Annotated in this window: 15 protein-coding genes; 13 read left to right on the top strand and 2 right to left on the bottom strand. The window is 60.1% G+C overall.

Features of this window, described 5'->3' with window-relative positions:
• The first annotated feature begins 90 nt into the window (after window positions 1-90).
• Window positions 91-2,289 (top strand): hypothetical protein, encoded by a 2,199-nt coding sequence (locus D8U61_RS12025; protein ID WP_130926995.1) that lies wholly within the window; start codon window positions 91-93, stop codon window positions 2,287-2,289.
• A 284-nt stretch (window positions 2,290-2,573) separates the two neighbouring features.
• Here D8U61_RS12025 and D8U61_RS12015 read toward each other — a convergent pair whose 3' ends face one another.
• The gene (locus tag D8U61_RS12015; RefSeq protein ID WP_016771353.1) at window positions 2,574-2,879 is read right to left on the bottom strand and encodes a DUF2288 domain-containing protein; all 306 of its coding nucleotides are present in this window, start codon (window positions 2,877-2,879) and stop codon (window positions 2,574-2,576) included.
• 351 nt (window positions 2,880-3,230) lie between these two features.
• On the opposite strand from D8U61_RS12015, the gene D8U61_RS12010 reads away from it, so the two are divergent.
• From D8U61_RS12010 to D8U61_RS11965, 9 genes are all read left to right on the top strand, one after another.
• Window positions 3,231-4,358, top strand: coding sequence for a branched-chain amino acid ABC transporter substrate-binding protein (locus D8U61_RS12010; protein WP_016771354.1), 1,128 nt, complete (start codon window positions 3,231-3,233; stop codon window positions 4,356-4,358).
• 229 nt (window positions 4,359-4,587) lie between these two features.
• Window positions 4,588-5,511, top strand: coding sequence for a high-affinity branched-chain amino acid ABC transporter permease LivH (gene livH / locus D8U61_RS12005; RefSeq protein WP_016771355.1), 924 nt, complete (start codon window positions 4,588-4,590; stop codon window positions 5,509-5,511).
• Window positions 5,508-6,764 (top strand): high-affinity branched-chain amino acid ABC transporter permease LivM, encoded by a 1,257-nt coding sequence (locus tag D8U61_RS12000; protein WP_130926993.1) that lies wholly within the window; start codon window positions 5,508-5,510, stop codon window positions 6,762-6,764. The genes livH and D8U61_RS12000 overlap by 4 nt, the downstream gene beginning before the upstream one ends.
• Window positions 6,761-7,528: a high-affinity branched-chain amino acid ABC transporter ATP-binding protein LivG gene (gene livG / locus D8U61_RS11995; protein WP_016771357.1), complete on the top strand. Its 768-nt coding sequence runs from the start codon at window positions 6,761-6,763 to the stop codon at window positions 7,526-7,528. Before D8U61_RS12000 ends, livG begins: the two co-directional genes overlap by 4 nt.
• A complete protein-coding gene (locus tag D8U61_RS11990) occupies window positions 7,529-8,230 on the top strand; it encodes an ABC transporter ATP-binding protein (RefSeq protein WP_003222380.1) in 702 nt (233 codons plus the stop codon).
• 291 nt (window positions 8,231-8,521) lie between these two features.
• Window positions 8,522-8,827, top strand: coding sequence for a DUF2282 domain-containing protein (locus D8U61_RS11980; protein ID WP_016771358.1), 306 nt, complete (start codon window positions 8,522-8,524; stop codon window positions 8,825-8,827).
• A 25-nt stretch (window positions 8,828-8,852) separates the two neighbouring features.
• Complete coding sequence (locus D8U61_RS11975) at window positions 8,853-9,740, top strand: DUF692 domain-containing protein (RefSeq protein WP_130926992.1); 888 nt, start codon at window positions 8,853-8,855, stop codon at window positions 9,738-9,740.
• Window positions 9,737-10,495, top strand: a complete 759-nt coding sequence (locus D8U61_RS11970) for a DNA-binding domain-containing protein (protein ID WP_130926991.1) — start codon at window positions 9,737-9,739, stop codon at window positions 10,493-10,495. Before D8U61_RS11975 ends, D8U61_RS11970 begins: the two co-directional genes overlap by 4 nt.
• Window positions 10,492-10,968, top strand: a complete 477-nt coding sequence (locus tag D8U61_RS11965; protein ID WP_130902001.1) for a DoxX family protein — start codon at window positions 10,492-10,494, stop codon at window positions 10,966-10,968. Before D8U61_RS11970 ends, D8U61_RS11965 begins: the two co-directional genes overlap by 4 nt.
• Before the next feature lie 17 nt (window positions 10,969-10,985).
• Here D8U61_RS11965 and D8U61_RS11960 read toward each other — a convergent pair whose 3' ends face one another.
• A complete protein-coding gene (locus D8U61_RS11960) occupies window positions 10,986-11,900 on the bottom strand; it encodes a LysR family transcriptional regulator (protein ID WP_130902002.1) in 915 nt (304 codons plus the stop codon).
• A gap of 104 nt (window positions 11,901-12,004) precedes the next feature.
• Between D8U61_RS11960 and D8U61_RS11955 the strand changes: the two genes are divergently transcribed.
• The 3 genes from D8U61_RS11955 to D8U61_RS11945 form a co-directional block, all read left to right on the top strand.
• Entirely contained in the window at window positions 12,005-12,604 is a 600-nt protein-coding gene (locus D8U61_RS11955; RefSeq protein WP_130902003.1) for a short chain dehydrogenase, read from the top strand.
• A 60-nt stretch (window positions 12,605-12,664) separates the two neighbouring features.
• Window positions 12,665-13,318 carry a hypothetical protein gene (locus tag D8U61_RS11950; RefSeq protein WP_130926990.1) on the top strand — a complete coding sequence of 218 codons (654 nt, stop codon included), beginning with the start codon at window positions 12,665-12,667 and terminating at the stop codon, window positions 13,316-13,318.
• A gap of 96 nt (window positions 13,319-13,414) precedes the next feature.
• Window positions 13,415-14,417, top strand: a 1,003-nt coding sequence (locus tag D8U61_RS11945; RefSeq protein ID WP_347237679.1) for an FAD-dependent protein, incomplete at its 3' end; no start/stop codon positions are given.

Here is a 14,417-nt window from a genome sequence, read left to right as displayed (position 1 = left end):
GTATTCGCGCACACAAGACGCGAGATCTTATTCCGTGAGGTTCGCCGGCACCGTCCGGCGGGCCAACCCAGTCCAGGTAAATGGCGCACCATGACCTCTAAAAACAACCCCGCCAGTGCAACAGCCGATCTGACCCTGAGCCCCGCCGCGAACAGCGCGTCATTATCCAGACCGACGCCGCCTTCGCGTCCGCTGTCGACCCAGCAATACATGTACTTCACCGAAACCAACACTGACCGCATCCTCGATAACCTCGACGGCCTGCGCGATTCGGTGTTCCCGCGCCCGGCGCATCAGGAAGGCGACAACGAGCAGCACAACGACCAGGAATTCCCCTCGGTGTGCCTGATCGGCCTCGGTCGCTGCGGCTCCAACATCGCCCTCGACGTGGCGGAGCTGGTGTACAACGCGCGCAAGTTCTACCTCAACGAATTCAACAACGAAGACCGCCCGACCGACCGGCGTCTGGCCGACAAGGGCTACAGCCCGGCGCAGTGGATCAAGAACAATCTGCGCATCGGCACCAGCAAATCGACCAAACCGGTGTTTCTGGTCGAACCGCTGGTGATGCTGGGCGACCTCGACAAGGACATCGCCGGGCGCATCCGTTTCTCGCGCAAGGGCGAGAAAAGCGGCTTCCTGCGCGACTACAGCAAAATGAAGATCATGGACTTGTCCGAAGTCCACGCCGGTGGCGCCGGTAACGCGCCGATCCTCGGCCAGTACCTGGCGAAGATCATCCTCAACAAGGACACCCAGCGCTTCTCCAGCCCCGACTGGAAAATGATCCACTCGTACCTGATTGACAGCTGCGGGATCAAGGCCAACCAGTCGCGCCTGTATTTCTCGATCTTCAGTGCCGGCGGCGGTACCGGTTCGGGCATGGCCTCGGAGTTCGGTCTGGCCCAGCAGCACTCGTACATGAACAAGACCTTCGACACCAAGCCGATGGACGAGCATGACGGCAAGAGCGGTCATTCGTTCGTGTTCGAGCCGATCTTTACCAGCGGCATCTGCGTGCTGCCGAACATTTCCGACCACCGCAGCGAAATGTCCGAAGCGCTGCACATCAACGCCGGGCGCCTGCTGTGCAAATACCTGTCGGAGGAATGGGATTTCTCCTACAACTTCGCCAATGAAGACAGCAGCGAAGCCAGCGTGATGGGGCGTATCCGCCCGTGGAACGCGATGATGCTGATCTCCAACGACATCATGCGTTACGCCGAAGAAAGCGATGACGGCAATATCCAGAACATTGATGTCAATGCCATGGAGAAGCACGCCAACCAGTACATCTCGCAGCAGATCTTCAATATTCTGACGGCGCAGGCAGTCACCACCGACTACGACCAGAACTACTTCCGCCGTGCCGGCATCGACATCGGCGAAACCATCCGCCTGGACGCCAACGACCTGTTCATGAGTCTGGCCGGGCCGGTGGCGATTGCCTACGCCGAATCGGTAGTCCCGGAAACCCCGCCGCCGAGCAGCGACAAGTTCAAGGTCTTCGACAAAGAGCCGCAGCGCCTGAACATCGACGACCTGTTCTTCCGTTCGATCGACCTGCCGCACTTCAACAAGGTCACTCAGGCCATCGAAGGCATCAGCCTGCTGCCGATCGAATCCAAGCGTTATCGCGCTTCGCTGGAGCAGTACAAGAATTCCGGCTACGACGCCGCCGCGCTGCACGACCTGCACTTCTTCAAGAATTGCTCGTCGGTGGTCTCGATCGTCTCGCTGCCGAAAGACTACAAACTGTCGTACATGGACCTGAACCGGTTGAAGACCCACCTCAACAGCCTGTTCCCCAACACCACGCTCAAGCGCTACGCGCTGGTTATCGGCGCTTCGGCCAACCTGTCGCTGACCACCCTGATAGCCAAGAGCCCGTGCCTGTCGGACGACTTCCTCACGCTGATCGTGGCGTTCATCAAGCGCTGCTTCGCGAAGAATCCGTACCGTTTCGACGAGACGCTGGATAACTCGATTCTCGACTTCATCATTCAGGAAGACTTCGACGAAGAGCGGATCGACGACCTGCTCAATGAGTTCGAAAACCCGGCGAAGATTCTCGATACCAACTGGTACGCGATCAAACCGATGTACGAAAAGAAATACCGTGAGTTGATCAACGACAAGGACAAGTTCGTCTCGATCAATGACATTCGCCTGTCGCGTGATTGCGTGAAGAAGTCGATCAAGTACCTGCGCGAGATCTACCGCCACCGGATTGGCAAGACCAAGGTGATTTCGCTGAATAACCATACCGGGAAGACGTTCTCGGTCTGATCCAGCACCGAGTAGCCCCCTTCGCGAGCAAGCTCGCTCCCACATTTGGAATACATTGCCCTGTGGGAGCGAGCTTGCTCGCGAAGGGGCCGGCTAATTCGCCGAAAATCTCAGGCCTCCCAACATCCAGAAACAATTAAGCGACCCTCAGGCCGCTCCATAAACTGTTCCCGTTACGTTTACGTCACCGTGAGGCGTGGCATTTCTCCACGGCAAGGTGCCATCACGCTACTCCGCTACACACTTGCGGTGCGGCAATCGAGGCACCAAAAGAGTGCGGGCAATTACACGGCCGCCCTTTCCTGGATCAGAATCCACGGCGAAACCACCACGGCCCACAGCTGCGGATCACGTTCGAAAATATCCAGTGCCCGCGTTTCAGACAGCTTGGCGACCTTGTCGTCGGCCAGCCAGGCCGCGACTTTCTCGCCTTCATCCGAGGCCACGGCCTCGGCGGCGGCGATCAAATCCAGGTCAGGGTCGACCCACAATAGGGCACCCTTGGCGAAGAACGGCTCCAGCTCTTTCCAGGTAATAGATGCCGTTTCACCAAGCAGCTTGGCATAGAGGGTGCTAGGTTCTTGATTCATGGGAGCTGTCCGGAAAAGAAATCGACGCGAATGATAACGTCGGTGGTCCGGCAGAAAAACCCGGTTGCAAATCGCTGCACCGAACGAAAAGAGCAGGAACGCCAGGGAATGCTGCCTTTTGGGATATATGCCCCCGATTGCCCCGCCGCAATTCTGTCTCTTTCATTCAAAAATGCGACACCCCCAAGTTTTGCCCCGTGGCGCCCGCTTCCCAGTTGATCAAGCGGCGCTCTACACTGTACCGGTACAGTTGCCGGGGCATTTTCCGGAGGGTATCGCAAAGATATCTGACCCGGTTCTGCTGCTACGGCGCCAGAACTCTAAAAAATACAACAGTAAGAGTGGAGCACTATGACTAAGGCTACTAAGCAGATTTCCAAACTGTTTGCCGCTATGGTTCTGGCCGGGGTTGCCAGCCATTCGTTCGCAGCTGACACCATCAAAATCGGTATCGCCGGTCCTAAAACCGGTCCAGTAGCCCAGTACGGCGACATGCAGTTCAGTGGCGCGAAAATGGCCATCGAGCAGATCAACGCCAAGGGCGGCGTCGACGGCAAGAAACTCGAAGCCGTTGAATACGACGATGCCTGCGATCCAAAACAAGCGGTAGCGGTAGCGAACAAGGTCGTCAACGACGGCGTCAAGTTCGTGGTCGGTCACCTGTGCTCCAGCTCCACTCAACCGGCTTCGGACATCTACGAAGACGAAGGCGTGATCATGATCACCCCGGCTGCCACCAGCCCGGACATCACCGCCCGTGGCTACAAAATGATCTTCCGCACCATCGGTCTCGACAGCGCCCAAGGCCCTGCCGCCGGCAACTACATCGCCGATCACGTGAAACCGAAAGTGGTTGGCGTGCTGCACGACAAACAGCAGTACGGTGAAGGCATCGCTACCGCCGTGAAATCGACCCTCGAGAAGAAAGGCACCAAGGTTGCCGTCTTCGAAGGCGTCAACGCCGGCGATAAAGACTTCTCCGCCATCATCGCCAAGCTCAAGCAAGCCGGCGTCGACTTCGTCTACTACGGCGGCTACCACCCGGAGCTGGGTCTGATTCTGCGTCAGGCTCAGGAAAAAGGCCTGAAAGCCCGCTTCATGGGTCCGGAAGGCGTGGGTAACGACTCGATCACCCAGATCGCCAAGGATGCGTCCGAAGGCCTGCTGGTGACCCTGCCGAAATCGTTCGACCAGGATCCGGCCAACGTTGCCCTGGCTGACGCGTTCAAAGCCAAGAAGGAAGATCCGAGCGGTCCGTTCGTGTTCCCGTCCTACTCGGCAGTGACCGTGATTGCCGAAGGCATCAAGGCGGCCAAGTCCGAAGACGCTACCAAAGTGGCTGAAGCCATCCACGCCGGTTCGTTCAAGACCCCGACCGGCGACCTGAGCTTCGACGACAAGGGCGACCTGAAGGACTTCAAGTTTGTCGTGTACGAGTGGCACAACGGCAAACCTAAAACCGAAGTTTCGCCTCAGTAAGGCCTTGCCCGACTGACTGCCAATAAAGCCCACGGCGTGCCGTGGGCTTTGTTTTGCGAATGTATGGGCCGCGCTGGCGTGATCCGCCAGTCGACCCACCTGAAAATCTCAAAACCGTCATCAGCGGTTCGCTGGCAAAACCCGGATTCGAAGTGGATAGAGATCCACGGGGCCGGGCGGGAAAATGACTCCACCAGTGAAATGCGTACAGGTTTTTAGGAGCGCTGTAATGCCTGACCTCTATCACTTCTTCCAACAGCTGGTTAACGGCCTCAACGTTGGCAGCATGTATGCCCTGATCGCCATCGGCTACACGATGGTCTACGGCATCATTGGAATGATCAACTTCGCCCACGGCGAGGTGTACATGATCGGTTCCTACGTGGCCTTCATCGCCATCGCCGGGCTGACCATGATGGGACTCGACAGTGTCCCGCTGTTGATGACTGCGGCGTTCATCGCCAGCATCGTCGTCACCAGTTCCTACGGTTACAGCATCGAACGGATCGCCTACCGCCCCCTGCGCGGCAGCAACCGTCTGATCCCGCTGATTTCTGCCATCGGTATGTCGATCTTCCTGCAGAACACCGTTCTGCTGGCGCAAGACTCCAAGGACAAAGCTATCCCCAACCTGATCCCGGGCAACTTCGCCTTCGGTCCGGGTGGCGCACAAGAAGTGCTGATTTCCTACATGCAGATCGTGGTGTTCGTGGTGACCCTGATCGCCATGCTCGGCCTGACCCTGTTCATCTCCCGTTCCCGTCTGGGCCGCGCCTGCCGCGCCTGTGCCGAGGACATCAAGATGGCCAACCTGCTCGGCATCAATACCAACAACATCATCGCCCTGACCTTCGTCATCGGTGCTGCGCTGGCCGCCGTTGCCGCAGTGCTGCTGAGCATGCAATACGGCGTGATCAACCCCAACGCCGGTTTCCTCGTCGGCCTCAAGGCCTTCACCGCTGCGGTACTGGGCGGCATCGGCAGCATCCCCGGGGCCATGCTCGGCGGCCTGGTGCTCGGTGTAGCGGAAGCGTTCGGTGCCGATATCTTCGGCGACCAGTACAAGGACGTCGTTGCGTTCGGCCTGCTGGTTCTGGTGCTGTTGTTCCGTCCGACCGGCATTCTGGGCCGTCCGGAGGTTGAGAAAGTATGACTAGGAATCTTAAACAGGCACTGTTCAGTGCCTTGCTGGTGTGGGCGGTGGCCTACCCGGTACTGGGTCTGAAACTGACCATCGTCGGCATCAATCTGGAAGTGCACAACACCAGCCCTGCGGTACTCGCGACCATCGCGATCTGCTCGGTGCTGATGTTCCTGCGCGTGCTGTTCAACCAGCAGATCAGCAACGCCTGGCGCTCCTCGCCGGGCATGCCGCTGATCCCGGCCAAGGCCAGCAACTTCCTGACCCTGCCAACCACCCAGCGCTATTTCATCATTGCGCTGATTCTGATCGCCCTGGTCTGGCCGTTCTTCGGCTCCCGTGGCGCGGTGGATATCGCAACGCTGATCCTGATCTACGTGATGCTCGGCCTGGGCCTGAACATCGTCGTCGGTCTGGCCGGTCTGCTCGACCTGGGTTACGTCGGTTTCTACGCCGTCGGCGCCTACAGCTACGCGCTGCTGTCGCATTACTACGGCTTGAGCTTCTGGATCTGCCTGCCGATTGCCGGCCTGATGGCGGCGACGTTCGGCTTCCTGCTGGGCTTCCCGGTGTTGCGTCTGCGTGGCGACTATCTGGCGATCGTGACCTTGGGTTTCGGCGAAATCATCCGTCTGTTCCTGCGTAACCTGACCGACATCACCGGTGGCCCGAACGGCATCAGCAACATCGAAAAACCGACGTTCTTCGGCCTGACCTTCGAGCGCAAAGCCGCCGAAGGCCTGCAGACGTTCCACGAGTATTTCGGCCTGCAATACAACTCGATCAACAAGGTGATCTTCCTTTACCTGGTTGCGCTGTTGCTCGCACTGGCCGCGCTGTTCGTGATCAACCGTCTGCTGCGTATGCCGATCGGCCGTGCGTGGGAAGCACTGCGTGAAGACGAAATCGCCTGCCGCGCGTTGGGCCTGAACCCGACCGTGATCAAGCTCTCCGCCTTCACCCTGGGTGCTGCGTTCGCCGGTTTCGCCGGCAGCTTCTTCGCTGCACGTCAGGGGCTGGTAACGCCCGAGTCGTTCACCTTCATCGAGTCGGCGATCATCCTCGCCATCGTCGTATTGGGTGGCATGGGCTCGCAACTGGGCGTGATTCTGGCGGCGATCGTGATGATCCTGTTGCCGGAAATGATGCGCGAGTTCAGCGAGTACCGCATGTTGATGTTCGGTGCGCTGATGGTGCTGATGATGATCTGGCGTCCACAAGGTCTGCTGCCGATGCAACGCCCACACATGGAGTTGCGCAAATGAGCCGCGAGATCCTTAAAGTCGAAAATCTGAGCATGCGCTTCGGCGGCTTGCTCGCGGTCAACGGCGTGGCGCTGACCGTCAAGGAAAAGCAGGTGGTTGCACTGATCGGCCCGAACGGCGCCGGCAAGACCACCGTGTTCAACTGCCTGACCGGCTTCTATCAGCCTACCGGCGGCAGCATCCTGCTCGACGGCGAGCCGATCCAGGGCCTGCCGGGCCACAAGATCGCCCTCAAAGGCGTGGTGCGCACCTTCCAGAACGTGCGTTTGTTCAAGGACATGACCGCGGTCGAGAACCTGTTGATCGCCCAGCACCGTCACTTGAACACCAACTTCCTGTCCGGCCTGTTCAAGACCCCGGCGTTCCGCAAAAGCGAGCGCGAAGCCATGGAATTTGCCGAGTACTGGCTGGAAAAGGTCAACCTTAAAGAGTTCGCCAACCGCACCGCCGGCACCCTCGCCTACGGCCAGCAACGGCGTCTGGAAATCGCCCGCTGCATGATGACCCGCCCACGGATCCTCATGCTCGACGAACCGGCCGCCGGCCTGAACCCGAAGGAAACCGAAGACCTCAAGGCGCTGATCGGTGTGTTGCGCGAAGAGCACAACGTCACCGTGCTGCTGATCGAACACGACATGAAACTGGTCATGAGCATTTCCGACCACATCGTCGTGATCAATCAGGGCACGCCGCTGGCCGACGGCACGCCGGAACAGATCCGCGACAATCCTGAAGTGATCAAAGCCTACCTGGGGGAAGCGTAAATGCTGCAGTTCGAAAACGTTTCCACCTTCTACGGCAAGATCCAGGCCCTGCACAGCGTCAACGTCGAAGTCCGTCAGGGCGAAATCGTGACGCTGATCGGCGCCAACGGTGCCGGCAAATCCACGCTGCTGATGACGCTGTGCGGTTCGCCGCAGGCGCACAGCGGCAGCATCCGCTACATGGGTGAGGAGCTGGTCGGCCAGGACTCGTCGCAGATCATGCGCAAGAGCATCGCCGTGGTCCCGGAAGGGCGTCGGGTGTTTGCCCGTCTGACCGTGGAAGAAAACCTGTCCATGGGCGGATTTTTCACCGACAAGGGCGACTATCAGGAACAGATGGACAAGGTTCTCGGACTTTTCCCACGCCTGAAAGAACGCTTCAACCAGCGCGGCGGCACCATGTCCGGCGGCGAACAGCAAATGCTCGCCATCGGTCGCGCGTTGATGAGCAAGCCCAAGCTGCTGCTGCTCGACGAGCCATCGCTGGGTCTGGCGCCGATCATCATCCAGCAGATCTTCGACATCATCGAACAGCTGCGCAAGGACGGTGTGACGGTGTTCCTGGTCGAGCAGAACGCCAACCAGGCGCTGAAAATCGCTGACCGCGCCTACGTTTTGGAGAACGGCCGCGTGGTCATGCAAGGCACCGGTGAAGCGCTGCTGACCGATCCGAAAGTACGCGAGGCGTACCTCGGCGGTTGAGTGTTATCGCTGCACAAAAAAACGGCCTTCGGGCCGTTTTTTGTTTCCTGAGCACCACCAAGGTAACCCTGTGGGAGCGAGCCTGCTCGCGAAAGCGCTCTGTCATTCAACATTATGGGTGCCTGACACACCGCCTTCGCGAGCAGGCTCGCTCCCACAGGGATACCGCTGAATCCGAAATTTTTCATAAATTTCTCGCCCCGCCTGTAACGCATCCCCCCACCCGTTCTCTAGAGGGACAAGCAAGCGCAAACCGCTTGCAGAAACCCTGATAAAAACTGGAGAAACATCATGACTGCGACTACCCGTACCCTGTCCGCTACCGCCCTGGTTCTGGCCCTCGGTTCCGCTCTGAGCATCGCCACTGTCTCCACCGCCCAAGCCGCCGATGCCAACATGGAAAAATGCTTCGGCGTGGCCATGAAGGGCAAAAACGATTGCGCCGCAGGTGCCGGGACTACCTGTGCCGGCACGGCGAAAATGGACTATCAGGCCAACGCCTGGAAGCTCGTTCCGAAAGGCACCTGCGCCACCACCGAAAGCAAAACCTCGCCGACCGGCTTCGGTCAGCTCGAAGCCTTCAAAGCCAAGTCCTGATCCACGGCCTGCCTGAGTGACGCCCATGTTCAGTCATCACGAACCGTCCCTGCCGCGCACTCAGGCAGCTCGCACCGAGCTCCCTGCCCGCGCCGGGCTGGGGCTCAAGACCGGGCACTTCCTCGAAGTGCTCGGCTCCGTACCGGACCTCGGTTTCTTCGAGGTCCACGCCGAAAACTACATGGTGGCCGGCGGCCCTTTTCATCATTTTCTCGGTCTGATTCGCCAACAGTACCCGCTGTCATTGCACGGCGTGGGCCTGTCGATCGGTGGCGAAGGCCCGCTGGACGGCCAGCACCTCAAACGCCTCGCCGAGCTGATCGAGCGCTATCAACCGCAAGCCTTTTCCGAACATCTGGCGTGGTCGAGCCACGGCCCGGTGTTCCTCAATGACCTGCTGCCACTGGCTTACGACACGCCGACGCTGAACCGCGTCTGTGCGCACATCGACCAGGTGCAGAACACGCTGAAACGACCGATGCTGCTGGAGAACCCGGCGACGTATCTTGCGTTTGAGCATTCGACGATCGACGAGGCCGAGTTCATCGCCGAAGTGATCCGCCGCAGCGGCTGCGGCTTGTTGCTCGACGTCAATAATGTCTACGTGTCGTGCATCAACCATCAGCGCGATCCTCTGGCCTACCTCGATGCGTTACCGCTGCAAGCGGTCGGCGAGATTCATCTGGCCGGCTTCGCTGAAGATTGCGACAACCTCGGCGACCGCTTGCTGATTGACGATCACGGCGCGCCTATTGATCAGGCCGTCTGGGATCTGTACCGGCAAGTGCTGCAACGTATCGGCCCGGTGGCGACGCTGATCGAACGCGATAACCAGGTGCCGGCCTTCGACGTTTTGCTCGCCGAAGCGCAGCAAGCCGAGACGCTGTTGCGGCGCGCGGAGTGTGCGGCATGAGCACGCAAGCGGACTTCGCCGCCGCCCTGCTCAATGCGCAACTGCCGTATCCCAAGGGCCTGTGCAGCCGCAACGGCGCCGATCCGTCGCGACGTTTTGCGGTCTATCGCAACAACGTGCAGAGCTCGTTGATCAATGCCCTGGCCGACAGCTATCCGGTGGTGCTGCAATTGGTCGGCGAGGAGTTCTTCCGCGCCATGGCAGCGATTTTCGTCCAGAGTCAGCCGCCACACAGTCCGTTGATGAGCCGCTATGGCGAGCACTTCGCCGACTTCATCGCACAATTCGAACCCATTGCCGGCGTGCCTTATGTGGCTGATGTCGCGCGACTCGAGCATTTGCGTACTGTCGCCTACCACGCCGCCGATGCGCAGCCGATCCGGCCTGACCAAGTCAGTGCCGCGCTGGCCGATCCGCAGTCGCTGAGTGAACTGTGTTTCGAACTGCATCCCTCGCTGCACCTGCTCGACTCTGCTTTCGCGGTGGTGGCGATCTGGGCCGCGCATCAGCAGGAGCCAAGTCTGGCGGGCATTGGCCTCAATCAAGGCCAGCATGCCCTGGTGCTGCGCAATGGTCTCGACGTTGAGGTGTTCGCTCTTGAACCGGGTGCGAGCGTGTTCATTGGTCATCTGCTCCAGGGCTCGCCACTGCTCGCGGCGGCAGAAAACAGCCCGCCGTTCGATCTCGCCCAAACCCTCGCCTTACTGATTGCGCATAACGCGATCACCCAGCTGAATTACAAGGAGTTGCCATGAACGCTTTGGTCTTGCGCGTCATCGCGCTGTTGGAAAAAATCCCGCACAGCCTGATTGCCCTCATCGGGCGTTTTTCCATCGCTGCGGTGTTCTGGAAATCCGGGCAAACCAAGGTCGAAGGACTGGCCGTCGATTTGATTGACGGCACTTTTGAACTGGGCTGGCCACGTTTGGCCGATTCGACGATTCCGTTGTTTCAGAGCGAGTACAACCTGCCGCTGCTGTCGCCGGAAATTGCCGCGCATCTGGCGGCTTTTGCCGAGCATGTGTTTCCGCTGTTGATTCTGCTCGGCTTCGCCACACGGTTTTCGGCGCTGGCGCTGCTCGGCATGACCCTGACCATTCAACTGTTCGTCTACCCGGATGCCTACCCGACCCATGGCACTTGGGCGGCGGTGTTGCTGTATCTGATGGCGACCGGGCCGGGCAAATTGTCGATCGACCAACTGATTGCCCGCCGTTTCCAAGGCTGACCTGAAACTGTTCGATGTCAGGACTGGAGTCGATCCAGCGCCTCGCCACTGCGCTTGAACCAGCCCATCAGATAATCCGCGAGCACCTGCGTGCGTTTCGGCAATCCACCCTGATACGGGTGCACCAGATACATCGGCATGCGTCGGGTCTGGTAATCGCGCAGCAGCCAGCGCAAGCGGCCGTCCGCCAGTTCCGCTTGCAGCAGATACGACGGCAAACGGGCGATGCCGGCGCCGGACAGCGCTGCTTTCTTCAACAGGCTGTAGTGATTGCTGGCAAACGGACCCGAAACCCGCACCCGCAACAACTCGTGCTGCTGGTGATACAGCCATTCTTCGCGGCCGCTGTAATGGCTGTTGAGCAGGCAACGATGCTCGACCAAGGCATGCGGCGTCGCCGGCTCGCCGAAGCGCTCAAGGTAGGCCGGGCTGGCGCAGGTCATTTCGTGCCACGCCAACAGCGGCTTGGCCACCAGCCGATCGTCATTGGCCACTTCGGCGCGAATCGCCAGATCAAAGCCATCGCGGGCCAGATCGCGATAGCTGTTGTCCAGCTCCAGCTCAATCTGCACCTCGGGGTATTGCCCGGAAAACTCCAGCAACAAGCCATCGAAGAAGGTCTCGCCGAGCGACACCGGAACCGTCATGCGCACGGGACCGGCCATGTCGTCCTTCAAACGCGCCAACGCCTGCCGTGCGCGTTCGACCTGAACCACCAGCGCCTGAGCCTGCGGCAGCAGCGCCGCCCCCGCCGCCGTCAGGCTCAAGCGTCGGGTCGTGCGTTGCAGCAGCACCACACTGAATTGCGCTTCGAGCTGGCTGATGCGCTTGGAGAGTTGGCCCTTGCTGCAGCCCAACTGCTGCGCGGCCAGGGTAAAACTGCCGGCCTCGATCAGCACAGCGAACGCGGCGAGATCATCCATTTCGCTCATGGATTGTTTCCAATTGAAAACCAAAGGTTGCCTATTAGTGCGCTTATCCGCTGAAAAAACCACCCTAGACTGAAACCTCATTCACACACATGGGGTACAGCACGATGAAAATTCTGTTGATAGGCGCCGGCGGCACCATCGGCTCAGCGGTGGACAAAGAATTGTCGCAACGCCACGAGGTCATTCGTATCGGCCGCAACAGCGGTGACTTGCAAGTGGATATCAGCGACAGCGCCTCGATCCGCAAGCTGTTCGAACAGACCGGCAAGTTCGATGCGCTGATCTGCGCGGCGGGCAACGTGACTTTTGCAGCGCTGGACGAGATGACTGAGGACAGCTTCGCCCTCGGCCTGAAAGACAAGCTGATGGGCCAGGTCAACCTGCTGCTGATCGGCCGCGAGTACGCCAATGACGGCGCCTCGTTCACCTTCACCACCGGCGTGCTCAGCCACGACCCGATTCGCAGCGGCGCCTCGGCAGCGCTGGTCAACGGCGCCCTCGACAGCTTCGTCCGCGCCGCCGCCATCGAACTGCCGCGTGGCCTGCGGGTGAACTCGGTGAGCCCGACCGTGCTGACCGAAGCCCTGGGCAAATACGCGCCCTACTTTCGCGGCTTCAAGCCGGTTCCTGCAGCGGAAGTGGCATTGGCCTACGCGAAAAGTGTCGAAGGCCTGCAAACCGGTCAGACGTTTCACGTGGGTTAAGGCCCTTGTGATGAACGGTCAGGCTGCGTAACGTGGCGACACTTGTCTGGAGAGCCAAAGATGCGTGTTGCCCGTTCGTTCGTCCTCGTTGCCCTGCTGCCGATGTTTGCCGCCTGCCAGTTGTTCGACGGCCAGCGTGAAATTGTGTCCCATGCCGGGCAGACGCGGATGCAGGGGCAACTGACCGCCGCCAACGGCAAACTGGTGTTCCAGCCGTGCCAGGAGCAGCGGCAACTGGTGGTCAACGACATCGGCGGCACCAGCGTCCTGCAAGAAGCCGCCACCCTCGCTGACGAGCAGGGCAAGCTGTTTGCCGATGTGCGCGGCAAGGTTTCCGGCGATCGTCTCGACCTCGGCCAGTTATATCGCGTCGAGCGCTCGGGCACGGCCTGCGACGACCCGAATTTCAAACTGCTGATCCTGCGCGCCGCCGGCGATGGCCCGGAGTGGAATGTGAAGGTCAGCGGCAAAGGCATGGTCATCGAGCGCGACGGCCAGGCTCCACTGGCCGTGCCGTATGTGGAAGAGCAACTGGGCGACGGCCGCTTCAATCTCAGCAGCGAAGCCAACAACCAGCGCATCGAATTGTGGGTCGCGCCACAGCGCTGCGTCGACAGCAGCACCGGCAGCGTGCAGCACATGAGCGCCGAGTTGCGCATCGACGGTCAGGTGCAGCGCGGCTGCGGCTATTTCGGCGGCGCGCGTAACGACTGATCGTTTTTCCCCCACGGATCCGCTCGCGGCGGCTTATAATCGCCGCCTTTAAACGCCCTGGCGCAGTTGTGCGCCCCGCGAATCCGGATCCCCGCCATGTTACGAATCACTGAACTCAAGCTGCCAATCGACCATCCCGAAGAAGACCTGCGCACCGCCATCGTGCAACGCCTGGGCATCGCCAGTGATGATCTGCTCGATTTCACCTTGTTCAAGCGCAGCTATGACGCGCGCAAAAAGTCCTCCGAACTGTGCTTCATCTACACCATCGACCTCAACGTACGCGACGAGGCCAGAGTGTTGAGCAAGTTCGCCGACGACCGTAACGTCAACGTGGCGCCGGATGTCAGCTACAAATTCGTCGGCCAGGCACCGAGCGATCTCGGCCAGCGGCCGATCGTCGTCGGTTTCGGCCCGTGCGGCATCTTCGCCGGCCTGCTGCTGGCGCAGATGGGCTTCAAACCGATCATTCTCGAACGCGGCACCGAAGTCCGCCAGCGCACCAAGGACACCTGGGGCCTGTGGCGCAAAAGCGTGCTCAATCCCGAGTCCAACGTACAGTTTGGCGAAGGCGGCGCGGGCACGTTCTCCGACGGCAAGCTGTACAGCCAGATCAAGGACCCGAAATTCCTCGGCCGCAAAGTCCTGCACGAGTTCGTCAAGGCCGGTGCGCCGGAAGAAATCCTCTACGTCAGCAAGCCGCACATCGGTACGTTCCGCCTGACCGGTATGGTCGAAAACATGCGCGAGCAGATCCGCGAACTGGGCGGTGAAGTGCGCTTCCAGGAGCGCGTCAGCGACGTGCTGATCGAAGATGGCCAACTGGTCGGCGTGCAACTGGCCAGCGGCGAAACCCTGCATTCGAAGCATGTGGTTCTGGCCCTCGGCCACAGTGCCCGCGACACCTTCCGCATGCTCCACAGCCGTGGCGTGTTCATGGAAGCCAAGCCATTCTCGGTGGGTTTCCGCATCGAACATCCGCAGTCGCTGATCGACCGCGCGCGCCTGGGCAAATACGCTGGCCACCCGAAACTTGGCGCCGCCGACTACAAACTGGTCCACCACGCCAGGAACGGCCGTTCCGTCTATAGCTTCTGCA

This window comes from Pseudomonas sp. Sample_14, from assembly GCF_004307515.1.
Lineage (GTDB): Bacteria > Pseudomonadota > Gammaproteobacteria > Pseudomonadales > Pseudomonadaceae > Aquipseudomonas > Aquipseudomonas atacamensis.
Note: the sequence above shows the minus strand (reverse complement) of the source record. Positions and strands in the feature narration are given on the sequence as shown.